This is a genomic window from Dialister invisus DSM 15470 (genome assembly GCF_000160055.1).
Taxonomy (GTDB): Bacteria; Bacillota; Negativicutes; order Veillonellales; family Dialisteraceae; genus Dialister; species Dialister invisus.
The window spans coordinates 1,376,236-1,397,935 of the sequence record NZ_GG698602.1 but is presented as its reverse complement, the minus strand read 5'-3'; the positions used below and the strand labels follow the sequence as shown (position 1 = coordinate 1,397,935).

General features: G+C 41.9%; 23 protein-coding genes. 1 reads left to right on the top strand and 22 read right to left on the bottom strand.

Translation table 11 applies throughout. The features are described from left to right. Window positions 1–383: 383 nt before the first annotated feature. Both GCWU000321_RS06920 and GCWU000321_RS06915 read right to left on the bottom strand, forming a co-directional pair. A complete protein-coding gene (locus GCWU000321_RS06920) occupies window positions 384–1,424 on the bottom strand; it encodes an acyltransferase family protein (RefSeq protein WP_007070453.1) in 1,041 nt (346 codons plus the stop codon). Between the two features lie 57 nt (window positions 1,425–1,481). Next, entirely contained in the window at window positions 1,482–2,732 is a 1,251-nt protein-coding gene (locus tag GCWU000321_RS06915) for a flippase (protein ID WP_007070452.1), read from the bottom strand. Window positions 2,733–2,841: 109 nt separating this feature from the next. On the opposite strand from GCWU000321_RS06915, the gene GCWU000321_RS09885 reads away from it, so the two are divergent. Continuing rightward, window positions 2,842–2,979, top strand: coding sequence for a plasmid partitioning/stability family protein (locus GCWU000321_RS09885; protein ID WP_156777795.1), 138 nt, complete (start codon window positions 2,842–2,844; stop codon window positions 2,977–2,979). Window positions 2,980–3,511: 532 nt separating this feature from the next. On the opposite strand, the gene GCWU000321_RS06905 is transcribed toward GCWU000321_RS09885, so the two are convergent. The 20 genes from GCWU000321_RS06905 to GCWU000321_RS06810 form a co-directional block, all read right to left on the bottom strand. Beyond that, window positions 3,512–5,050 (bottom strand): O-antigen ligase family protein, encoded by a 1,539-nt coding sequence (locus GCWU000321_RS06905; RefSeq protein WP_040381461.1) that lies wholly within the window; start codon window positions 5,048–5,050, stop codon window positions 3,512–3,514. 32 nt (window positions 5,051–5,082) lie between these two features. Next, window positions 5,083–6,117: a glycosyltransferase gene (locus GCWU000321_RS06900; protein WP_007070449.1), complete on the bottom strand. Its 1,035-nt coding sequence runs from the start codon at window positions 6,115–6,117 to the stop codon at window positions 5,083–5,085. 61 nt (window positions 6,118–6,178) lie between these two features. Next, the gene (locus GCWU000321_RS06895; RefSeq protein ID WP_040381459.1) at window positions 6,179–6,970 is read right to left on the bottom strand and encodes a glycosyltransferase family 32 protein; all 792 of its coding nucleotides are present in this window, start codon (window positions 6,968–6,970) and stop codon (window positions 6,179–6,181) included. Window positions 6,971–7,237: 267 nt separating this feature from the next. Beyond that, window positions 7,238–8,320 carry a glycosyltransferase family 2 protein gene (locus GCWU000321_RS09230; RefSeq protein WP_156777754.1) on the bottom strand — a complete coding sequence of 361 codons (1,083 nt, stop codon included), beginning with the start codon at window positions 8,318–8,320 and terminating at the stop codon, window positions 7,238–7,240. Between the two features lie 154 nt (window positions 8,321–8,474). Continuing rightward, window positions 8,475–9,236: a DUF4422 domain-containing protein gene (locus GCWU000321_RS06885; protein WP_007070446.1), complete on the bottom strand. Its 762-nt coding sequence runs from the start codon at window positions 9,234–9,236 to the stop codon at window positions 8,475–8,477. A gap of 10 nt (window positions 9,237–9,246) precedes the next feature. After that, window positions 9,247–10,353, bottom strand: coding sequence for a UDP-galactopyranose mutase (gene glf / locus GCWU000321_RS06880; RefSeq protein ID WP_040381456.1), 1,107 nt, complete (start codon window positions 10,351–10,353; stop codon window positions 9,247–9,249). A gap of 13 nt (window positions 10,354–10,366) precedes the next feature. Next, on the bottom strand, window positions 10,367–10,993 hold the full coding sequence (locus tag GCWU000321_RS06875) for an SIS domain-containing protein (protein WP_007070444.1): 627 nt from the start codon (window positions 10,991–10,993) through the stop codon (window positions 10,367–10,369). Beyond that, window positions 10,965–11,939 (bottom strand): UDP-glucose 4-epimerase GalE, encoded by a 975-nt coding sequence (galE, locus tag GCWU000321_RS06870; protein WP_007070443.1) that lies wholly within the window; start codon window positions 11,937–11,939, stop codon window positions 10,965–10,967. The genes GCWU000321_RS06875 and galE overlap by 29 nt, the downstream gene beginning before the upstream one ends. Continuing rightward, window positions 11,936–12,466, bottom strand: a complete 531-nt coding sequence (locus GCWU000321_RS09410) for a D-glycero-alpha-D-manno-heptose-1,7-bisphosphate 7-phosphatase (protein WP_007070442.1) — start codon at window positions 12,464–12,466, stop codon at window positions 11,936–11,938. The genes galE and GCWU000321_RS09410 overlap by 4 nt, the downstream gene beginning before the upstream one ends. A 6-nt stretch (window positions 12,467–12,472) precedes the next feature. Then, window positions 12,473–13,441, bottom strand: coding sequence for a GHMP family kinase ATP-binding protein (locus GCWU000321_RS06860; RefSeq protein ID WP_007070441.1), 969 nt, complete (start codon window positions 13,439–13,441; stop codon window positions 12,473–12,475). Further along, window positions 13,438–14,136: a nucleotidyltransferase family protein gene (locus GCWU000321_RS06855; RefSeq protein WP_007070440.1), complete on the bottom strand. Its 699-nt coding sequence runs from the start codon at window positions 14,134–14,136 to the stop codon at window positions 13,438–13,440. The genes GCWU000321_RS06860 and GCWU000321_RS06855 overlap by 4 nt, the downstream gene beginning before the upstream one ends. Before the next feature lie 163 nt (window positions 14,137–14,299). Next, on the bottom strand, window positions 14,300–15,757 hold the full coding sequence (gene wbaP, locus GCWU000321_RS06850) for an undecaprenyl-phosphate galactose phosphotransferase WbaP (RefSeq protein WP_244835079.1): 1,458 nt from the start codon (window positions 15,755–15,757) through the stop codon (window positions 14,300–14,302). A 617-nt stretch (window positions 15,758–16,374) separates the two neighbouring features. Then, window positions 16,375–17,370: an ATP-dependent 6-phosphofructokinase gene (locus GCWU000321_RS06845; RefSeq protein ID WP_007070436.1), complete on the bottom strand. Its 996-nt coding sequence runs from the start codon at window positions 17,368–17,370 to the stop codon at window positions 16,375–16,377. A gap of 96 nt (window positions 17,371–17,466) precedes the next feature. Then, entirely contained in the window at window positions 17,467–17,829 is a 363-nt protein-coding gene (locus GCWU000321_RS06840) for a four helix bundle protein (RefSeq protein ID WP_156777753.1), read from the bottom strand. 67 nt (window positions 17,830–17,896) lie between these two features. Next, window positions 17,897–18,403: a shikimate kinase gene (locus tag GCWU000321_RS06835; RefSeq protein WP_050754528.1), complete on the bottom strand. Its 507-nt coding sequence runs from the start codon at window positions 18,401–18,403 to the stop codon at window positions 17,897–17,899. Next, window positions 18,354–18,908 (bottom strand): hypothetical protein, encoded by a 555-nt coding sequence (locus GCWU000321_RS06830; RefSeq protein ID WP_007070433.1) that lies wholly within the window; start codon window positions 18,906–18,908, stop codon window positions 18,354–18,356. The genes GCWU000321_RS06835 and GCWU000321_RS06830 overlap by 50 nt, the downstream gene beginning before the upstream one ends. Beyond that, window positions 18,905–20,365, bottom strand: a complete 1,461-nt coding sequence (locus tag GCWU000321_RS06825) for a PilN domain-containing protein (protein ID WP_007070432.1) — start codon at window positions 20,363–20,365, stop codon at window positions 18,905–18,907. The genes GCWU000321_RS06830 and GCWU000321_RS06825 overlap by 4 nt, the downstream gene beginning before the upstream one ends. Next, window positions 20,362–20,772 (bottom strand): hypothetical protein, encoded by a 411-nt coding sequence (locus GCWU000321_RS06820; RefSeq protein WP_007070431.1) that lies wholly within the window; start codon window positions 20,770–20,772, stop codon window positions 20,362–20,364. The genes GCWU000321_RS06825 and GCWU000321_RS06820 overlap by 4 nt, the downstream gene beginning before the upstream one ends. Beyond that, complete coding sequence (locus GCWU000321_RS06815; protein WP_007070430.1) at window positions 20,772–21,314, bottom strand: hypothetical protein; 543 nt, start codon at window positions 21,312–21,314, stop codon at window positions 20,772–20,774. The genes GCWU000321_RS06820 and GCWU000321_RS06815 overlap by 1 nt, the downstream gene beginning before the upstream one ends. Beyond that, entirely contained in the window at window positions 21,311–21,676 is a 366-nt protein-coding gene (locus GCWU000321_RS06810; protein WP_007070429.1) for a hypothetical protein, read from the bottom strand. The genes GCWU000321_RS06815 and GCWU000321_RS06810 overlap by 4 nt, the downstream gene beginning before the upstream one ends. Window positions 21,677–21,700 lie beyond the last annotated feature (24 nt).

Below are 21,700 nucleotides of genomic sequence, written 5' to 3'. Positions count from 1 at the left end.
AAATCAGCCTGATTACAGTCAATAATATAAGCGAAAAATTCGTTTATATTCCTCAAGAATGTTGTTCTTGATTGATCATGTAAACTAAGTTGATAAAAATGCGAAGTGCAAGTCGATATAGGCGAAAATGAAATTAAAACTTCTCTATGGCAGATATAACACAGAAAAAATGACCGCAGACGAAGTCAAAATTCTGATTTAGAGATACTTCATAAGCTGCTGGAATAACAGGCGAATCTGCTCCCGCCAATGGAGGGGATTCTCCTGCTGTAAAACGCAGACGCTACTATGAGTCATTACCTAAGGTCGCATAAGTACGCTAATTTTTTTGTGTGAAAAGTACCAACCAAAATTGACCATTTCCCCCTCTCTCCCTAATTCTCTCACCAAATAGTCTTTGTAATAAATTCTTTCACAGGTTTCCAATAAAAAAATTCTGCCATGAGTATAGATATCACCAGCAATATCAGGAATACAGCCAGATGATTATGATCCAGCAGCTCATCCAATATATGGTTCATCAGATTAATATTGACCTGGTGTACGATATACAATTCGAAACTAATATTACCAAGATGGATGAGAAGCTTATTACCAAACAGTTTGTCAAAGATCCCTCCGGACAATGTAAACGTGAAAATCAATAGAACCGTAAGCAGGATAAATGGTGCCGGTACCCACTGCGTATCAAACAGCCTGCAGGCTGCAAAGTAAAAGATAAGCATGCTGACCTGAAGCAACGAAGCCTTCTTCTTTGACAATTCTCCAGAAAATCCGCTCAGTACCAAAAAGCCCGTATAGCCCAAGAGAAAATCAAAGAGACGGTAGGCCGGATTGCAGTACCAGCCAAAGACACCGGACCAGGGGTTCATACCCATTTTGTATCCCATAGTATCAAAAGTCATCTTCAGCATAAACAGGATAAGGAATGAAAGAAGGGCAGTACCCCTCCATTTTTTAGATTTAAAGAAATCAATAATATGGGGTACACAGAAATAAATAAAAAGGATACAGGAGAGAAACCAGGTCACCCCGTTAAAGGTAAACTTAGCCGGATCATACCAGCCTTTCAGAAGCGTTATATTCAGGAATACATCACGGATAAATCCATGAACTCCGTCGGGATACTTGAATCCATGGCGCTCCATGTAGCAGAGAACCACAAGAAAAGTAAGCATATGAAGCACATAGAACTTCTGCAGCTTGGACCACATATACTTAAAAGATGACTTCAGGTCATAGGCAAAGTCTGCATCCTGGTAGTTATAGGCCACCAAAAATCCGGACAGCACAAAAAAGATTTCAACGCCTCTGGCACCAAAATCAAAGTACTTCGTCTTCCACAGCAGCCATCCGGCATGATTTAGAAAAATAAGAAAGAAACCAAGAAAACGGAGTCCCTGTAACGAATCCAATTTTTCCAATCTGTGAGACCTCCAAATGTAATACTAAATCGATACTACACGATATAGATACAAATATCAAAGTAAAATCCCTCTTTTATGAAGGACATATCCCTGTACTATTGTGATAAAGGTTTCTGTGATAAACATAGCCATAGATACCCCACTTTCCTGATATATCCACACAAAAGGTCCTATAATGACCAAATTTACAAAAGATGCAAGAACAAGAATACGACTATAAATCTTTTCCATTCCAAATGGAAGCATCGTTTCATACCCAAAAATATTACTAAGTGCCACCATGAGTGGTACAAATGACATGATTTGCAGTGGGAGGATAGAAGCCACGTATTTCGACCCCAACAGCCATGGAATAAAGAGGGGTGCACCAAATAAAAGAATCATTCCGCCAACAATACCACCAGCAACATAAACCATCATTTGCTTTCGTAAGAAACGGATGGCTTGATTTCTATCTACCGTCAACGTCTGACTGATATAGGGATAAACCGCATCGTTGACAGCACTGACCCCTCGTTTGATACAATTCAAAAGCTTATCTGCTCCGCTGTAGTAACCAACCACAGTATCATTAGTCAGAATTCCTAATACTATGATATCCGTATTTGTGTATAAACTAATGGCTAAATTGGAGATGAAGATTTGTTTGGCCTCCTTGACTGCAGACCTAATCTCCTGAAAAGCAGGACATCTCCACGCCCCCCGATACCTACGAGAAATCAAAATAAGAGAGAGAAAACCCGCAATACATGGTGTGCAGGATTGCAGGAAAGCTGCTAATACAAAATCAGCCTCCGTGTTTACCAATGTAAATATCCCCAAAATGCAGAAAAAACGACCCAGAAGATTAATAGTGGTGATATATCTCATCTCCTGGATTCCCTGAAAGAACCAGACAGGAAACAGCACATTCCCAATAACTGCAGTATATATAGCAGCAAATAAGTACGGATTCAATGAAATAATACCAATTCTATCTGCTCCCCATAGGAGAATACCAAAAGCAACAGTAACAATAACCAGCAACAACACCTTTGACCACATGAATATAGAGAAAATACGGGGGATTCCCTCTACCGGTGAACGGGCCAATTTTCTCGGTGCTGTCAGGTTAAAGCCGAAATCAATAAAGAGGTTATAGTATGCAGCAATTCCCTGCATGAAAGCAATGGCTCCATAATTAGCAGGTCCAAGTGTGCGAAGAAGGTATGGCACCAAAAGAAAAGACAGGATATACTCCATACCACGTAACGTGACCATAGAAAAAATATTTTCCCAGAGCCGCCCAATCTCCTTCAACCTCATACCTCTTTTCAAAATGCAATTTACAGATTAAATGCTTATACACGTTTTACCTGTGTAAGTATCATTTGAACATCTATTTTAAGCAAAGTCATTCTAAAAATACACTTGTCTGATTTACGCAGAGTTTTTTCGACGCAAAACTGTCAGGGCAACCATAATCTCTGCAGCAATTATCCCTACCACAAACCCAAGAATCCCATATTTAATAGCAGCCTTCCTCCGATCTACAGGCACAACAGATGGATAAATATCGCTGGTACTGATTGTTTGAAAAGAAACTTCCGTCATTGCTTCTTTCAGTGCCTTTTCACTCTGCTTTACCAATTGATCACATAAAATCCCCAAATGAGAATTCATGTATACAGTATCCGGTGTAATATTTCCATCAAATTTAAATCCTATCTCATAAACATTTCCCCGGAAAGAAGAAACCATAATGTAATTCCTAATCCAGTCAATCTGCTGCGAACGACTTTTTCTATTCCAAGCGCTGTCAATTTTAGTAAAATCGAAATCTTCTTTCGACACACTACTGATAAACTTATCAATATTGGCAGATGAGCGCCAGAATCCTGCATAGTCGAAATTACTATCTATATTCCCATTTTTATTCTGCAATGAAATTACTTTGATAAATAAGTAGTCACCTGTACGTATAGCCGTATCGGAAAACATATATTTTACTCCAGCCCCAGAAATACCACAGAATATAGCAAAAATAACTACAAGGAAGAAAAATTTCCGTGAGAATTTGCGTATATTTTTAGAAAAACCATCCATCATATATTATTCCCATCCCTTCGTGCGTAAAGAGCACTGAACACGAGACCAACAATAATAAAAAGCCAAATATGATCATAACTAACTAATAATACAAAAACTGAGCCAGCTAGAGAAATTAAAAGAGAAGTAAATTCTGCATCGTTAATTAGACATAGATTATTAATGCACCTCATTAAGACTATCCCAAAAGGAATCAAAAATAAAATCACTCCTATAAGCCCCTGTTCTACTAAAATATTTAAGATATGATTTATATTTGGAACCCCACTTTTTATCGGACCTTCTTTATTCATATCTTTGATCCAGTTAATCGCTTCTTTGTTTCCCATATCTGATGGTAAGAACTTTTCACCAACATACTCACTATGCAAATCGACCCCAACTCCCATGATGGGATGGTCTAACCAAGTTTTACCCGTAGCCAACATATTTATTTTTCGAGTGCTATTACTGCGCTTATCTCCAACTACAGAAGTTACATTTGATTCAAGATAATTCATGGCTGATACTGCATCATGCCTATCATTCACTTTTGGGTCTATTGAATGAAAGTTAGCCATGATACCAAGGGAAAATAAGAATAAGGCTAAAATACATAGAGCTAATTTAATAATTTTCTTAAATCTCTTGCTTTGTGTAAAAGAAATCCAAAACGAAGTAATTATTATTTCTATTCCAATAGCGATTGCACCAGTCCGAGATTTTGTCATGAATAACATCATTAAAAAAATGGAACTAACTGCAATGAATATAAGATCTGACTTTGTCTTCGTTTCAAAACTAGGTAGGTAAAGTACAGGTATTGCCATAATCAGGAAAATGCATAAATGCGCAGGCTCCAAAAATAAGCTTCTCATTTGCAAAAAATCCCAAAATAGAGGCGGATACCATCCATTTCCAGAAGCAACATCAAAAATCCGATTATTTATAATCGCCAATAGTGTTTTACAAGTATAATTACCGCTCAAAAATCCAAGTTCAATACTGGAATAGCAAATTAGAAAAACTCCTGCTCCAACAAGTGCACGCTGGAGATCCCTAACCCCCATCTTCCAATCTTTCTGATAAACATGATATATCCATAAGGAAATAAAATAAGTTGATAGTACCGAGGCAAAAGTACTACGAATACCTCTATATAGAAGAACCCCCCTAACAAAATCTAATTCTATTAATTCAGGATATATTCCAATTACGTTATAATACAAATTTCTAAAATTGACCATCTGATTTAGATTCATATTGGCAAAAGACGGATAAAATAAGACTCCCGCCACCGTACAAATTAGCGCCCATAGAAACATGAGCCCTAAAAACAGGAATCCCCTTTTCTCTCCCGCTGTTAAACTTTTACGGGTACAATACATTTCTATACCCCAGATAAGTATGCCTGCTGTAAAAAATAAAAGGCCAATATGATTACCCGCTATCGGAAATTTAAATTTTCCAGTCATAACTGGCATAGTAGCAAGTCCGACAATAAAGAATACTCTCTGCAAGAACTGCCAGGAAATACTCCAACTCATAGATTTCATAATTGCTAAGTTCCTCATGCCGTCCATTTAATTTATCGTGAAATCATTGTCACTGCTTTTTCAAACGCTAACGCTGTAAAATATCCAGACATTACCTTTTTCTGTAATTTCAGTATATTTTTTTTATACTCCGCATACTCCTTTTCATTAATTGAGTCAATATAGTTACTCACCTCACGCAAACTATCAACCACAAAACCAATTTTATATGTTTTTACAATGTCAGCAATAGCTGCCTGGCTCCAGGTAACAACCGGGATACCTGCTGCTATATACAATGCCAGTTTATGCGGGAAATTGATTTTCATATACCTTCCCATAAACCCATCACACTCATCAAGAGATGTACCATCCCAAACAAGTCCAAAGCTTCCCTTTAATTTAAATGGGATTTCGTCCGGGCTGTAGCTCCCCATCCAATGGACATGGCTGCTTTCTTTCATCTCTTCAGATAAGCCAGGACCAAAAAGAGACAATGATAGTCCCAAACTATCCTGCCCCATTAGATTAAGAAAATGACTTTTTCCCAAGTTCCCTGCAAATACGATTTGTTTTCCGAAAGAAAACGACTCCTGTGATGGAGTATTATAAAGCAAGTAGTCAAAAATATTGATATTAACGGTTTTTGTTTTCAGTCCATGTTTTACTAAATAGTCCGACATCTTCTGATTATGCAAAAGTACAACCTTTGCTAAATTCAAAAGCTTAATTTCTTCATCTATCCCAGTTTGATATCTTACAGAATCTACATCGTGGACCAGTAAAATTGTATTTTTTATTCTAAAAAGATCTATTAATTTTTCCCCAAGCGCATGAAAATTATAATGTGGATACTGAATAATCAAAATATCATCATTTTTAACAGATTTCCTGATGGTATTTAAATTGCTCCAATTTCTGGTAAAAAATCTTGCATAATCAAATAAGTGCCTACGTCCTGGCAAAGTATATAACTCGGATATTTCATCATATTTTTTTCCCAGAACAGTATTGATATCCTCAACACCTTTATTTCCCCCATGCTGCTGGTTGGGGGCTTTCTCACGTATATATACTACTCGTGACATTGCTATAAATACTCCTTAGGCTAAACGAATGCTTGAAGTAGGCATATCTTTATTAATAAATCTAAATCTTATGCCCTATTTTTCGAATTACGTCATGCATGCCATACATTTCATAAGTTGCTTTAATTCTACACAAATAAAATGCAATATTTGCCGGAATCCCCATCTTAATATATTTTTTATAATATTTATCTAATAAATTGTTATATCTTTTCATTTCATCAGTAACCCATGATCCTTTGAAGTGATGAATGGTAAATGTGTTCGATGTTTTATCAATCACACCTGTATCCCAATGCTTTGCGCATAAGTAATCAAAAGGTAATATAACCATATTTTTTCCAAAAGTTACCTTTTGACCAAGAAGTTTCATTCTATATCTCTTCAACGTTAATTTAGTAATACTCTGTACATTCGTTTTTAAATCAAGACTTCCATCTTTACGAATAAAATGTCTTTCATCATAATCTTTCAGTAGCATGCCAATCCACTCATTATTCCGACAGGCACCTAAAGTGCCTGTCTGGATATGAGTCTTCGACTCATATCCAGACACCGCATCATAGATGCGAAGTGGATTCAATGATTTTACCACTTCTACATCAGTATCCATATAGAAACCACCATATTCATATAAAACTTTCAATCTTACATAGTCAGAAACAAATGCCCATTTTTTAGATTCATAGGCTTCACGGCAATAATTATTTTCACTAACATCAAAATTTGATTCATTCCATTCCTGTATCTCATAGTCCGGACAATATTTTTCCCATGAATTTATATATGTTTTTACATCTACCGGCATAGGATTACCGCCAAACCAGCAATAGTGAATAATTCTAGGTATCACTCGATTTCCTCCGACTTTTATGTAATATAAATGCAATTATTAACCACTACATTCAAACTAAACCATTACTACAATGCCGCATATCCTTTGACTTTTTCAGTTTTAGATATCTGAATTTCATACCCAACATATCATTCACCATTTTATTAATCCCACAGGTCAGATTCTTTTAAGTCTTATCTTCTTCAAGCAAAAATAAATTCCTGTAACAAAGCAGCAATTGGAAAAGAACTCTCGTCAGCAATATAATCTGAAATATTCGACTCTTTACCGCAAATGCCTCCATAGCCAAAAAGAATGTACTTTAATAAAATAAATCATCTCCCCTAAAAAGAGAACAGCCGGATAAATATTATGAGAGAAGAAAAAACCCATAATTTGAAACTGGAAGGCTCCCCTCATAGACTTATCACGAATAGCATCCCAATGTTTATCATTTTCCGCAGTATGAATAAATTGAATTTTATCAGCTACGCTTTTATGAGCCTCGGGATAACACATCATTTGGACTGTCAAGTATACAATTTGCAAATACTGCTTTTTTAATACATCCGCACCTTCATCAAGCAGTCCCGCTTCCAAAAGTTGATTGTAACGATAATCCCAAATCAATTTATGAATTTTAAAAAAATGGGGCTGATATTTACTCCGTAAACTACCGGCTTTTTTCCTACGATAATGTAATAACGATTTAGCAATTACAGAAAGGGACGATGCATTCTCCCACAATCTACCAATATATTCTTTATCTTCACTTAATGGTACATCGATGAACCGGGAGGGTTTCTTTTTATTTTTTATTGCTTTATTTGCTGACCAGGAATACATATCATTGTCCTGAGCCTGTAAAATAATAGACATCCTAAGGACTTCCAGATGGTTATTTTTTATAGATATTGCTTTAGGAATTTTGTGTACTGTCTGTAATTGCCTATCATCCATGGAAAACCATTCATCCCTATATCCAAAAAAAACGATATCTGGTTCATCCTGTTCTATAACATCGGCTACAGATTGCAGTAAATCCTCATCCCACCAGTCATCAGAGTCCAAGAACAATACATACCGACCTCTCATAGCACTCATTCCGACATTACGCGCATTCGATAATCCACCATTTTTATCAAGTGAAATAATGGTGATACGGTGATCTTTTTCTGCATACTTCTTGCAAATAGCAAGGCTTCCATCCGGTGAGCAATCATTCACAATAATAAGTTCAAAGTCTATAAATTCCTGGTGTAATACACTCTCAATCGCCTGTGATACATATTTTTCAACATTATAAACAGGCATAATAACACTAAATAATAGCTGCTTCGTCTCTTCACTTGCAAACTTACGTTCCATCTTTATACCTGTCAGCTTAACCACCTAATATAAATATATAATAAAAGATCTCCTCTTGCTATTGAAGCAATCTTTAATTGCAATTTAGAAAATTCTTTCTTACAAATATGATGAACCTGAATTACTTGTAGTTACCCCCTCTTAAGATAAATGATTATTTGCTACCCAACTTCCTGCCTATGAAGCTCCATCCTTTCTTGAGCCAGTTTTGTTTTTCGAAATAGTCTACATTACATTCATAGTATGGATAGCCTTTTGTTTCGAGCCACACATCCAAAAGTAACTCATCAATAAACCATCGCTGCTCCGGCTTTGGATATTCGGACAAATCTACCTGTTTTTCAACCTCAAACATTACGCTAAACCACCAAGCGCACCATTCGTCAAAGTAATCTTTCCTCATAACGAACATATTGAACATATGAGCCCAGGTACGATTCATCAGTATATTCCAGCCTTTTTCATATTCCGGATATTTTTTTCGGATAACATTCAGTGCCACATCAAGCTGCTCTCTTGGATGGGCATGGAGATAATGGGCCTCATTTGTTTCGATGCGGTATTTTCTTTTATCCGCTACTACAATCGGATGGGAAGATAGGATTTTTTCCCAGTCTTTTCCCGTAAGAATATCTTTTCTCTTTTCAAGAATAGACCGCAAAAAAAATCCCTTGTGAGTAAAATATCGACGATAATGGACAAGTCCAACATAATCGGCTTTGAGATTTTTCCAGGCCCAGTATACTCCGGTCAGTTCACAATAGGCCGGATTCCTGTCCGAAATATTATCTCCAGTATCATCTCCTGGAAGTCCAATGGATGCCTTTCCCTTTTTCCCTACATGGATAGGCATATATACCGGATCATCAGGATGCCAGTACGGCTTATGCATGGCTATAAGAATCTTGATGTCCATATTTCGAATGTTATCTCCTCTCCAATTCCTGTGCTGCACATTTCAGTGCAGAAGCAATGACTTTATCCATATCGTAATACTTGTACTCACCAAGTCTCCCGCCAAAAATAACAGACTCTTCACCTCTGGCCCGTTCTGCATATTTCTGATAGAGATCCTGATTTTTCTTATCATTGACAGGATAGTAAGCTTCTTCTCCCCGCTTCCAGGATGCTGGATATTCTTTTGTAATATAGGTTACAGGCTGGATACCAAATTCAAAATGTTTGTGCTCAATAATACGGGTATATGGAATTTCCCTATCTGTATAGTTTACCGCTGCCACGCCCTGATAATTAGAAATCTCATGCCGTTCCAGTTCAAAGCGCAGACCTCTGTATTCCAGCTCACCGTAACAATAATCAAAGTACTCGTCAATGGCACCGGTATAGATAATTCTATCAGCAAGACTGTTCCAATGCTGTCTGTCCTTCAGATAATCTATATCTGTCTTCACTTCTATTCCTTCGAGAAGCCCATCAACCAGAACATTGTAACCACCAACGGGCACGCCCTGATAGCGATCGTTAAAGTAGTTATTATCATAGGTATAACGCACAGGGAGGCGGCGAATAATGAAAGCAGGAAGTTCTGTACATGGACGGCCCCACTGCTTTTCAGTGTATCCCTTGATGAGTTTCTCATAGATATCGGTACCAACGAGGGAAATAGCCTGCTCTTCTAGATTCCGAGGCTCATGGGTAATGACCGCCCGCTGTTCGGCAATTTTATCCGCGGCCTGCTGGGGTGTAATGACCCCCCACATTTCATGGAAAGTATTCATATTGAAGGGCAGATTATACAGTTCCCCTTTATAATTAGCAACAGGACTGTTTACGTAATTATTAAATTCTACAAACTGACTGGCATAGTCCCAGATTTCTTTATTGGATGTGTGAAATATATGTCCACCATAGGCGTGTATATTGATTCCATCCCTATTCTCGCAGTATATATTGCCGCCTTTATAGCTGCGCCTTTCCAGAACTAGGCATCTTTTACCATGTTCTTTGGCCTCATGGGCAAATACAGCACCGAAGAGACCGCTGCCTACGATAAGATAATCATATCTTTTCATTATTTTCCCCACCTTATTTATTGCCCTTACCATAGGCATCATTGAACAGACGCATCATCAAATGGACAAAAACCATATGGATATCTTCTGCTATCTGCATATCATTTACAGGAACGTGAAGGTTATAATCAGCCAACTGCATGAGCTTTCCCCCATTGTACCCTGTCATCGCTATGACTTGGGCACCCTGCTCTTTTGCATAGGTAACAGCATCCAGTACATTCGCAGAATTACCACTGCCGGAGACCGCAATAAGGAGATCTCCCTTCTTTACTACATCACGAAGCTGGACGCGGAATATCTCATCATAGGCAATGTCATTGGCAATAGCCGTGATAATAGGCGTATTATCAGAAAGACATATCATCTTAAAGCGTTTTCCGGTTTCCATGGAAACGCCTTTATTAAAATCACAAACCATATGGCTTGCAGTGGCTGCACTGCCTCCATTACCCATGGTATAAATGATTCCATCCTTCTGCCATGTGTCATACACGGCATTCACGGCCCGATTCATTTCTTCCAGATTTAGGGAATCAATGGCTGCCTTTTCTTTTTCGAAATAGTTCTTCATGCCTGCAATATAATTCATAGGTTTCTCTCCGCTATTATCAATACCGTTTATTTTTTTCCCATCCATAGGCAGTCCTCAGGATATTTTCCAAAGAACTCTGCTTCAGTTCCCAGCCAAGGAGTTTCTTTGCCTTCTCATTGGAAGCCACAAGAACGGCCGGGTCCCCCGCACGGCGACCAGCAATCTCATAGGGCACTTTAAGTCCGCTGACTTTTTCAAAGGATTTGATGATTTCCAATACCGTGAAACCTGTCTGACTGCCCAGATTAAACTGTTCAGAGCAGTTATGTTCCATAATATATTTGAGCCCCAGATAATGAGCTTCTGCCAGATCTTCAACATGGACATAATCCCTGAGACAGCTACCATCGCGAGTATCATAATCATCGCCAAATACTTTGAGATGGGGTTCACCATGAATGGCCGCCCGAATAACAAGAGGAATCAGATGACATTCAGGATTATGGGCTTCCCCGATAAGGGAGTCATGGGAGCAGCCGGAAGCATTGAAATAGCGGAACGCACAGGAATGGATGCCATAGGCCTGTTCATAGTCCAGCAGCATTTTTTCACCGATAAGTTTTGTCATGCCATAGGGATTAATCGGCTTCTGCGGATGCTTTTCATCAATCGGTGTATATACCGGTTCACCAAAAGTAGCAGCAGAAGAAGAAAATACGATGTACTTCACCCCTGTCGCTACCATGGCGTCCAGAAGATTCAGCATGTTGGAAACATTATTATGATAATAACGGGATGGCCGGGCTACGGAGTCCGGCACAGAAGCAAAAGCGGCAAAATGAATAACCGCATCAATCTTTTCCTCTTTAAGGATCTTCTCCATAAGAGCTCTATCACCAAAACTGCCTTTCACGAATTTTCCGGCTACTACAGATTCTTCATGGCCATCACTCAAATCATCCACAATCACCGTATAAATTCCTTTTTCATTGAAATAGCGATTGCAATGACTGCCGATATAACCGGCGCCTCCTGTAATAAGTACGTTCATTTTTGTTCCTCCTCTAAAATCTTGTTTGCCGCTTCTTTAAGCGATTCACAGCGAAAATCTGCACCCAGTAATTCTTTATTAACAGCAATAGTTTTTATACCGCAACGCTTTCCTGCAATAATATCACTTTCACTATCACCAACCATATAAGACCAAGATTTATCTACAGAAAAATCCCTCTCTGCCTGAAGAAAAAGCCCAATATCCGGTTTCCTGCAGTGGCAAGTTCCCTCTTCATGCGGACAAATATAAATACCATCTACATGGGCACCGTTCCTTTTCAAACATTCTTGCATATGGCTATGTATGTCTTCCACGTCTGCCAGAGTCATAAGTCCGCGAGCGACTCCACGCTGATTAGTCACTATGATAACCTGAAATCCATGGTCATTAAGTCTCTTAACAGATTCCTCCACATGAGGCAAGAAATAAAACTGACTCCAATTCCTAATATAGTCATATGGTGCAGCCTGTACATTTATAACTCCATCCCTATCAAGAAAGACGGTCTTTTTCCCTTTATTCATCGGTTTTTACTCGAAATAAACTACTCGGCTGCCATAGGTCGACAGTTCGAAATCAACTTCTTTAAGCCCCAGTGCCTGTCTGACCTGATCCTGATACTGTTCATCACAATAAAGCAGAATAAATCCGCCACCACCGGCTCCCAGCAGCTTTCCACCTTTGGCTCCCGCTTCCAATGCTTTCTGGTATAGTGTATCAATTTCTCCATTAGTAATACCAGATGTAATAGTTCTTTTCTTCTTCCAAGCTTCATCAAGCATATCAGCAAAACTTTCATCAAACCCTTTCGTGACTAAATAGTTCCGCATCGTGTTAGCCTGATTCCGCATGAAATCAAGAACCGACAATTTATTGTGGGTTTCTTCACTCTGTTTTGCAAGAATACCATCTGCACTTCTACGGATGCCGGTATAAAACATCATGAATTTACGATCCATATTCCGGATATCATAATCGGAGAGCTTAATCTTGTCTCTTGTCACGTCTCCATGGCGCTCAAAAGAGAAGTAATTCACCCCACCAAATGCAGCTGCATACTGGTCTTGTTTTCCAATTGGATGATGCAGTATATCAATTTCAATATGGGAGGCTTTCTCAGCCAATTCTTCTGAAGAAAGACGTTCACCCTGATATGTATAAAGAGCATTCAAAAGCCCCACCGTAAAGCTGCTGGATGATCCTAACCCCGTACCGGAAGGAATATCGGCAATGGAAGTAATTTCAACTCCCCCTGTAATGCCAGCCATCTTAAGGCAAGCTTTAGCAATATCATGCTTCAAATCCTCAACATGATCAACATTTTCTGTTTGTGAATAGCTCAGTCGAATCGTATCATCAAATCTCTTATTGAGAGTTATGTATATATATTTATTAATAGTCGTGCTTACTACTGCACCATAGCCATTTTCATAATAAGCGGGCAAATCAGTCCCCCCGCCAATAAAACTGATTCGTAAAGGGGTTTTTGTTATAATCATTTACGCCATTTCTCCTGTGCTTCTTCATAATTAGGCCATGTGCCTACATCTAAAAGATACTCTTTAATTGGATAACCATACATTTTTCCCACCAATTCAGGAAGAACATCCCCGCCAAAATCAACAAATGATTTGTTCGGAATGTAATCATAAATTTTCTTATTGACTACATAAATTCCCGCATTTGCTAAATCACTTTTGGGATATTTCGGTTTTTCCACGAACTCCGTAATTTTTCCCTCTTTATTATATACAGCAATGCCACAGCCTGTAGGATTATTCGTATGGAACAGACCCATCGTTAGAAGAGCATGATTTTTTTTATGGAAATCCATCATCGAAGATAAATCGGCATTAGTCAGATTATCCGCATAGCAGATAAAGAAATCTTCTTCATTCTCTACAAAATTACGATTGATCAACACGGTCCCACCGCTGCCCAATAGTTCCTTTTCATAGCTCTCCACCAATTTCACCTTTCCTCGTGTTTGATTATATTCTTTAATAAATTTTCGAACTGGATCGGGTAAATAATTAGTATTGATAAGAATTTCTGAAATACGATGCTGTTCGAATAAGTCCATCCACCATGCAAGCAATGGACGACCTTGGATAGGCACCAAGCACTTAGGAACCGTCCAAGTAAGAGGGCGCAGACGAGTTCCCAAACCTGCGGCCAATAAGAATGCTTTCATAAGTCACCTTCCAACTATTCACCACAAAACAACTCAATAACAAAACTGCTTTTCCGTGACCATATCTCACGATATTGTTCTTCTATGTAATTATCTATCTCATTAGCGATCGGATAGCAGTCCAATTTTTATCCGCACAGCCAATTCATCTAATCATCCTATCTCAATACGCTCCCTTACGCTTCAAAACCACACTGACTGTCCGCCAGAGCATGACTATATCCAGCCATATGCTCCAGTTATGGACATACCAGCTGTCCATGCGGACACGCTCAGGATAGTCTATATCACTTCTCCCGCTTACCTGCCACACACCGGTAATGCCGGGAAGGACACTGTAGTACTCTTTGATAAATTTTTCATAGCGGGGCACTTCTTTTCGGACGATCGGCCTCGGTCCTACAAGGCTCATTTCCCCTTTTAATACATTGATCAGCTGCGGAAGTTCATCAAGGCTTGTTTTCCTAAGGAAGGCTCCGCTTCTGGTAATACGGGGGTCATTTTTCAGCTTGAAATCTCTGTCCCATTCTTCTTTTGCCGCAGGATCCGATGCCAGAAGTTCTTCAAGCACTTCCTGGGAATTCACACACATGCTGCGGAATTTATAGCAGTCAAATTCTTTCCCATTTTTCCCAATCCGCCGATGCTTATAAATGACCGGTCCCGGCGAATCATGGTATATCCAGGCAGCCACTATGAAAAGGACCGGCAGAATACATATGCCGCCGATTATGGTTGCTGCGACATCAAAAAGCCTCTTGACTATCTGGTTCGATTTCCTTGCCAGATTATTTTTGATATGGAGCACCATGATTTTGGCATCGAAAAAAGACTCCGCTTCTATGTTGGACATCGGCACCCCCACCAGGTTCGGGATGACACCCACGTCTTTCACTAAAAACTGGGCCCGGTAAATGAGATCCGACAGGGCGGACTGGGACAATCCGGGCGCGGCAATCAAGACGGATTCCACACTTGTTTCCCGCACTACTTTTTCTAAATCACCGAATCCGCCAAGGATAGGGTAACGGCTGACATACTGTGTTTTCGGTTTATTATCTTCCAGAAATCCGATGATTTTGTACCCCATGCCGGAATCCTTCCGTATTTCCTTTGTAATGGCCTCTCCGGAAAGTCCGGCGCCGAGAATAAGGATAGGAATCTGAAGAAGGCGGAGTTTACGAAGGATCTTATTTGTCAGAAAACGAACGAAACAGAGAAGTATAAAATTAAATAATACAAAAAAAATCACGAAAAGCCGTGATACTTCCCCCGCCACCTGGGCGATAAACATAAGGATAATGGAAAACACCGTTCCATACAAAGAGGCATAGAATAGTTTCTCTGTCATTTTATAAGTAAGCATCCGCTTGGTATACAGCCCGCTGTACAGGATAAAGGGCATAAAAAACAAAGGAACCCAGAAAAATATATAGGATAAATTGATGTGATATACGTTATAAGTCATCACAATGTTTCTGAGATACAGTGCCAAACACGCTGAAAGAGTCAATGCCATATAGTCTCCCACAGCAAAGACAAGGCCTGCCAGAAGTTTCCTGTCCGCAAATCCGTTCATTTTTTTATGCTGCTTTACAGGCTGACTGTTTTCCTGTTTCATCCTCTGCCTCAAAGAATAATCTTGTATCACTATAAATTTTACATTTTTTACAGTATAACGTATCTGCTTCACACACGCTACTAATGTACCGCCAAAGCTGTCTCTTATAAAATCGGATTCCGCGAATGGATTGCCGCTTCCTTGTATCTGCTCCGGCATTCACTGAAAGATACCAACGCCGCGAAGATGCTGCAGAAGAAGTATCTATCGAACAGCAGCCTTAATCAAAAGGTTTTTGCTCTCCTCTCTCTTCTTGTGCATTATACCGGCTTGTTTAATATAAGAAGTCCGTTCCCCTATTTTTCAAAAATGTTGGATGTTAATGTGAAAAATAAAATCGTGAACAGGAAGCTAAGAGATGGTAACTAGCTACTAGCGGCTAGAAGCTAGAAGCCAGCATCTAAAAGATAGAGGCTAAAAGCCGCTTTATCAAAGGAAAATAACATGAAATAAATTTTAAATACTCATGAATAAAAAAAAGACGGTATATCGTACATAAAAAGTACACCATCCTTTTCGCTGAATCAGCATTTTACAAAACAGGACATGTGTACTTTTTATAATTTCCCGGAAAGCGGTAAAACCATTATCAATCACCGTTTACTCTCCGCTATGTTTTACAGTCCGCTTTCCGCTATATCCTCATCTTCCTGCGCGGCGCCCAGTATACCGGCCAGGGTGTAGAGTCCTTTTTTGAATATCTTTTTTTCTTTGGCCGCTTCGCTGTACGGCAGAATACGGATTTCCCCCTTATTCATCCCGATAAGAGAAGTGATTTGTCCGTCTAAGAGGGCTTTCACGGCTGCCGCACCGAGGAGGGAGCCGAGGATGCTGTCTCTGGCGCTGGGACGTCCGCCTCTTTGGATAAATCCCAGAATGGTGGTGCAGATATCTATATTCGTCCGTTCTTTCAGCCAGTCTCCCAAAGCTCTGCCATCGTCGGCGCCTTCCGCGCAGATGATGATGCTGTTTGTCCTGCCTTCTTTCATCTGCCCGATCAGGCTCCTTGCCAGCTTTTCACGGCTGAAGGGAACTTCGGGAACAAGGATGTATTCGGCACCGCAGGCAATTCCCGCATCAAGGGCTATATTTCCGGCAAACCGTCCCATCACCTCGATAATGGCTGCCCTGTCGTGGGCAGATGCGGTATCACGGATACGGCTGACCGCACCCACCACGGCATTGACCGCCGTATCATGGCCGATGGTTTCATCCGTGCCGTGCATATCATTGTCTATGGTGCCGGGTATGGTTACAGTGGGGATGCCAAGGCTGGACAAGGCCGCTGCCCCCTGGACGGAACCGTCACCGCCGATGACGACAAGCCCTTCTATCCCGTGATTTTTTAAGATCCGCGCGCCTTTTTTCTGATTGTCTTCATCAAAAAAGGCGGGACAGCGGGCGGTTTTCAGCATCGTACCGCCGCGGAGGACGATCCCGCCGGCATCACGATTCGTGAGCAGCCGGAAATCTTCTTCCAAAAGTCCCGAGTATCCCCGATGGATACCCACGATTTCACAATGCAGAAAACCCGCCATCCGTATCACGCTTCGAATGGCCGCGTTCATGCCCGGCGCGTCCCCGCCGGAGGTAAGCACAGCTATTTTTTTCATAGTTTCTCCTTTGATAAAGATGGTTGTCAGTTGTCAGCTTTCAGTCGTCAGCTATCAGTTACCAGTTACTAGTTACCAGTTACCAGTTACCAGTTGTCAGCTATCAGATTTCAGATCAATCCGATTCTTCAGACCAAATATCATTTTTCGTATTTCTTCTGTTCGTCTTAATAAACTATATATATCTGCTTGATCTGCAAAATCGAGTTTTTCACAGATAAGTAATTGCGTTTCTAATTCCGCAATTGAACCATTTGCAATGAACAGGAATCTTTTGAATTCTTTGTCAGAGTTTCTGCCTGCTCCCTCTGCAATATTTGATGGAATCGATACGACTGCTCTTCTCATCTGATCCGACAACCCAAACAATTCTTCCTTAAGCAGCTGTTTAGTTAAACGATAGATATCTGCAGTTAAATCTAAAGATCTCTTCCAAACTTCAAGATTTCGATAATTCATGAATCCCCTCATTAATAAGATATCTGGAGCCTTTTCTGTAACCTGTCAGCTGATTTCTGTATGCTGTTTAATTTCTTTCTACAAATTCCACATGATGGCGGTCAATGTATCTGGCCACGAGGAGTGCGGTCTGCTCGGGATGGGTATTTGTCGTGTTGATGACGAGATCGACGCGGTCTTTCCATTTTGTCCATTTGCGGAGCATCTGCCGAACGTAACCATCGACGTCGGAATAGTCCATAGTCGGCCGTTTCCCGACACGGCGGCGTACCCGCTCTGCCAGACGGTAAGGTTTGGCAAAAAGCAAAATCACAAGGCCATGCTCGGACAGCAGCCTGAATTTCTTTTCCGTCATGGGATAATTCCCGCCCATGGCGATGACAGCCTCGTGGTAGTACCGGACGCGGTTAATCAGCGCCATTTCCTTTTCTTCAAAGGCTTCAGCGCCTGCCGTGCGGTAATAGTCGGCAATCCGCATTCCTGTTTCCCGTTCCATCATGCGGTCGGTATCGGCAAGCTGCCAGTCAAAGCCGTCGGCGAGTATTTTGGCTGCCCGGCTCTTTCCCGTCCCCATAGGCCCGATCAGGACTATATTTCTCTTTTTCATACGTACCTCGGTTTCGGACGGCGCGGACTTCCACTTCATAAGCAAGAAGGTTTCCTTCCCGTTTCAGGGTACAAAGCTCCGCCGCCGACCATCTCTCTTTGCTTTTTATTATACCAAAGGCCGCGGTGATTTGTGAAAAAGAACCTTCCCCTTTTACATGAAATATATGGAACTTTTCATTTTCTTCTTCCCTTATTTCTTCCACAGCGCAGCCGCTTTCCACAAAGGCGGAGAGAACCGTGTCTGCCGCAGTATCTTCGAGAAGAGTTTCCAGAAAGGGCATCCAGCTGCTTCTTTTCGGAAGTTTGGCCCGGTTTTCCAGAAGAGCGGTTTCTGTCTCCAGCCGGCGGATGTGTTCTTCCTTTTCCCCCACGGCAGCAAAAAGATACCAGTCGAGGAGAAAGAAACACAGCGCCAGCAGAAAGAAGGCGGCAGTGTATTTTTTATCATTCAGAAATTCATTGAGGCTCATGGCTGACCGCCTTTCCACAAAAGAGTGAACGCCGCCATTTTTAAGTTTGGTTCCCGTTTTTGCTTTTCGATATATATTTTACCGCCCCAGGCCTTTTCCAGTTCCTTTTGAAACCGCATGGCCGTCACCGGGGAATCCGCCGTACCCGTGATATGGACCGTTCCTTCGCCGGCGTTTATTTCGGACAGGACGATCCCCTGCGGCGTGCACTCCGACAGTGCTACCAATTTTTGTTCCCACCGGAGATCATTTTCTTCCAGGAATTTCAATTCCGACAGGAGCTGATTTTCTTTTTCCCGTTTTTTCCGTTCCGCATCCATTTCGATGCGTACGGCGGACAGTCCCGCCAGTTTCGCTTCCGCCTCCCTTTCTTCAAGAAAAGTATATCCGAGAAGAATAAAACAGAGAATCCCCGCAGCGGCAAAGAGTGCCGACATCCCCTGGCCTGCGCGGAGCCAATTCATTTCACCGGCCGGAAGTACTTTCCTCTTTTTCCCGGCAAGAAAATCCATCTCTGCTCCGTCCGCCGCTTCCATGACAGGAAGAAGGATCGTCCACAACCCCTCTTCCATTTCTTCTCCATAAGCAAAAGTTTTTACAAGATGATCCTCTTCTCCGCTTTCCTCAGAAAAGGCTTCTCTTTCATCAGCCGGATCCGTAAAATCATCCGGTTCCGGTTCTATTTCGTCCGACAGGGATAAAGTTTTGATTTTTTCCCGCCATTTTTCCGCCAAATTTTTCCAGAAAGGGATTTCCTTCATTCCGCCGCTCATGGGAATGAAAATGATGTCCCGCCCTTCCATATCATAGGACTTTGAGAGATGCCGGAGAAATACTTGTAATTTTTTATCAGCGTCGGCCATATTCAATATCCGCAATTCCTGCACATGTTCTTCACGGAAGAGAAAGAGCGCGGACTTCCCTCTCCCATACAGATACAGCGGCCGCCGCGGCCGCGGAAGTTCAACCGCCGTCACAGGTATGCACCGGGTTATTTTTCTCCCCGCTTTTTCCGCCGCCGACTGCCAGCATGCCACCGACTCTTCCCGCACCCCTGCCAGCGATACTGTCCAGCCGGCAGCATCTTCCGAAAGCGCTTTCCATGAAAGCCGTAAATCCTCGCGGACGCCAAAAATCCTGTCCTGCTCCCAGTACATGGTTTCCGCCAGTTCTTCTTCTACCATAGCGGGAAATGTTCTGCACGCCGTGTGAAGATCAGGAGAATTATAAATCAAGATTATCTCACGTTCCCCTATGCCGCTGAGGGAGGAAAACGCTTCCGCAAGGGATTCTTCCGTTATCTTTGGAAGCGCTGCGCTTTTCTTTACAAGGTACTTTCCTTTTTCCATTTCCGTCAGCCACAACCGCCCTGCCGCCGCCATGACCACGGTTTTCCGTCCTCCTGCAGGCAGGAAAGCTTTCACCCGTGATATGACATCTTCTGTCCACAACTTCATCGGTCACTCGCCACGCTTTCCACCATGATTTTCCGCTCCCCTTCATCTTCTACAGTAAAAGTAATTTTCACAAAGCGCATCACTTTCGTTTGTAAATCCACGCCGTCGGAAGAAATCTTTCCTTTCCATGTATTTCCCTCTTTCGTCACGGAAGAAATACGGACCCGCGCTTCTCTGCCGTCTAAAGAGATGGTTATTTCTTTATTTTCTACAGGTCCCTGTTTTAAAGAGGCGAGCGCCCAGTTTGCTCCGCTCTCCGCCGCGTATATGGCAGACAGTCCGTTTCTATATGCCAGGCTCCCGCCGCGCCCCCGCGAAAGGGAGAAGAGAAGCCCTCCCAGCACCGCCGTGAGCGCCGACAGAAGAAGCAGAAGCGATACCGCCATAAATCCTTTCCGCCTGCTCATTACTGCACCCCGTAAAAGTCACGATAAGGAAGGATCGCCGTTTTCACAGCATATACTTCTTTCGGATTCCGGCTTTCCATCCGGAAAGATACGTTCACCAGCCCTTTCGGCCGCACTTGAAATACGGATCCTTCTTCCGGCGGGAGAAACGCCGTCATTTCCGTACTCCCCGTATTCTCTCCTGTCACGGGCTCACTCATGCCGTTATGAAGACGGACCTTGAGTTTTTCTCCCTCTACGAAAAAGCTGTAAGGAGCCCGTACTTTTTTCTTTTTATCCTTGCCATCCTTCACCCATATATACGCTTCGTACCTGTACACGTTCCCGCTCATCTGCGCCGCGCTTTCCCTAAGATTGTTCCGTATCTTCTCTATCATGAAATCGGCAACAAAAACAGCTTCGTTCACTGCCCGCCTCCGCCGGTCCATAAATGCCATGGCTCCCGCCGTCTGCCCGAGAATCGGAAAAACAGCCGCCGCCAGCGCTGACAAGAGCAGAAGTGCCAGCAGGACTTCCATAAAAATGAACCCTTTCCGCTTCATGGCGCCTCCAAAAGCATGACAGCAGAAAAGGACGTGCCTGTCTTATCGGTGACAGTGCAGGAGACCTCCCGCATTTCCACGCCCTCTATCGTTCGATGATTTTCCTCTATTAAAATATGGTACCGCCGTCCGTTCCGCTCCAGGTCTCCGGAAGGAACAGGGAGCGCGCCCTGCAGGCGGCTGTTATACTTGATTGTTTCCATAACTTCCTGTACCAGAAAAGCTTCATCCGCCTCAATCTCCATGGCCTGTTCAGAGCGCAGCGCTGCCCGGAGCATAAAAAAAGCGGTCCCTCCGAGAAGAAATACGATGCTTACCGCCGATACCGCCCAAAGCAAGGCGAACCCCTGACGTTTCCGCATACATCCTCCCCGTCTACAAACCGC

Bases quoted from the DNA above. Each gene is read 5' to 3' on its own strand.
- GCWU000321_RS06915 (WP_007070452.1), bottom strand. From the start codon at position 2,732: ATGAGGTTGAAGGAGATTGGGCGGCTCTGGGAAAATATTTTTTCTATG.
- GCWU000321_RS06905 (WP_040381461.1), bottom strand. From the start codon at position 5,050: ATGAAATCTATGAGTTGGAGTATTTCCTGGCAGTTCTTGCAGAGAGTA.
- GCWU000321_RS06900 (WP_007070449.1), bottom strand. From the start codon at position 6,117: ATGTCACGAGTAGTATATATACGTGAGAAAGCCCCCAACCAGCAGCAT.
- GCWU000321_RS09230 (WP_156777754.1), bottom strand. From the start codon at position 8,320: ATGGAACGTAAGTTTGCAAGTGAAGAGACGAAGCAGCTATTATTTAGT.
- GCWU000321_RS06885 (WP_007070446.1), bottom strand. From the start codon at position 9,236: ATGGACATCAAGATTCTTATAGCCATGCATAAGCCGTACTGGCATCCT.
- glf (WP_040381456.1), bottom strand. From the start codon at position 10,353: ATGAAAAGATATGATTATCTTATCGTAGGCAGCGGTCTCTTCGGTGCT.
- GCWU000321_RS06875 (WP_007070444.1), bottom strand. From the start codon at position 10,993: ATGGATGGGAAAAAAATAAACGGTATTGATAATAGCGGAGAGAAACCT.
- galE (WP_007070443.1), bottom strand. From the start codon at position 11,939: ATGAACGTACTTATTACAGGAGGCGCCGGTTATATCGGCAGTCATTGC.
- GCWU000321_RS09410 (WP_007070442.1), bottom strand. From the start codon at position 12,466: ATGAATAAAGGGAAAAAGACCGTCTTTCTTGATAGGGATGGAGTTATA.
- GCWU000321_RS06860 (WP_007070441.1), bottom strand. From the start codon at position 13,441: ATGATTATAACAAAAACCCCTTTACGAATCAGTTTTATTGGCGGGGGG.
- GCWU000321_RS06855 (WP_007070440.1), bottom strand. From the start codon at position 14,136: ATGAAAGCATTCTTATTGGCCGCAGGTTTGGGAACTCGTCTGCGCCCT.
- wbaP (WP_244835079.1), bottom strand. From the start codon at position 15,757: ATGAAACAGGAAAACAGTCAGCCTGTAAAGCAGCATAAAAAAATGAAC.
- GCWU000321_RS06845 (WP_007070436.1), bottom strand. From the start codon at position 17,370: ATGAAAAAAATAGCTGTGCTTACCTCCGGCGGGGACGCGCCGGGCATG.
- GCWU000321_RS06840 (WP_156777753.1), bottom strand. From the start codon at position 17,829: ATGAATTATCGAAATCTTGAAGTTTGGAAGAGATCTTTAGATTTAACT.
- GCWU000321_RS06835 (WP_050754528.1), bottom strand. From the start codon at position 18,403: ATGGGGACGGGAAAGAGCCGGGCAGCCAAAATACTCGCCGACGGCTTT.
- GCWU000321_RS06830 (WP_007070433.1), bottom strand. From the start codon at position 18,908: ATGAGCCTCAATGAATTTCTGAATGATAAAAAATACACTGCCGCCTTC.
- GCWU000321_RS06825 (WP_007070432.1), bottom strand. From the start codon at position 20,365: ATGAAGTTGTGGACAGAAGATGTCATATCACGGGTGAAAGCTTTCCTG.
- GCWU000321_RS06820 (WP_007070431.1), bottom strand. From the start codon at position 20,772: ATGAGCAGGCGGAAAGGATTTATGGCGGTATCGCTTCTGCTTCTTCTG.
- GCWU000321_RS06815 (WP_007070430.1), bottom strand. From the start codon at position 21,314: ATGAAGCGGAAAGGGTTCATTTTTATGGAAGTCCTGCTGGCACTTCTG.
- GCWU000321_RS06810 (WP_007070429.1), bottom strand. From the start codon at position 21,676: ATGCGGAAACGTCAGGGGTTCGCCTTGCTTTGGGCGGTATCGGCGGTA.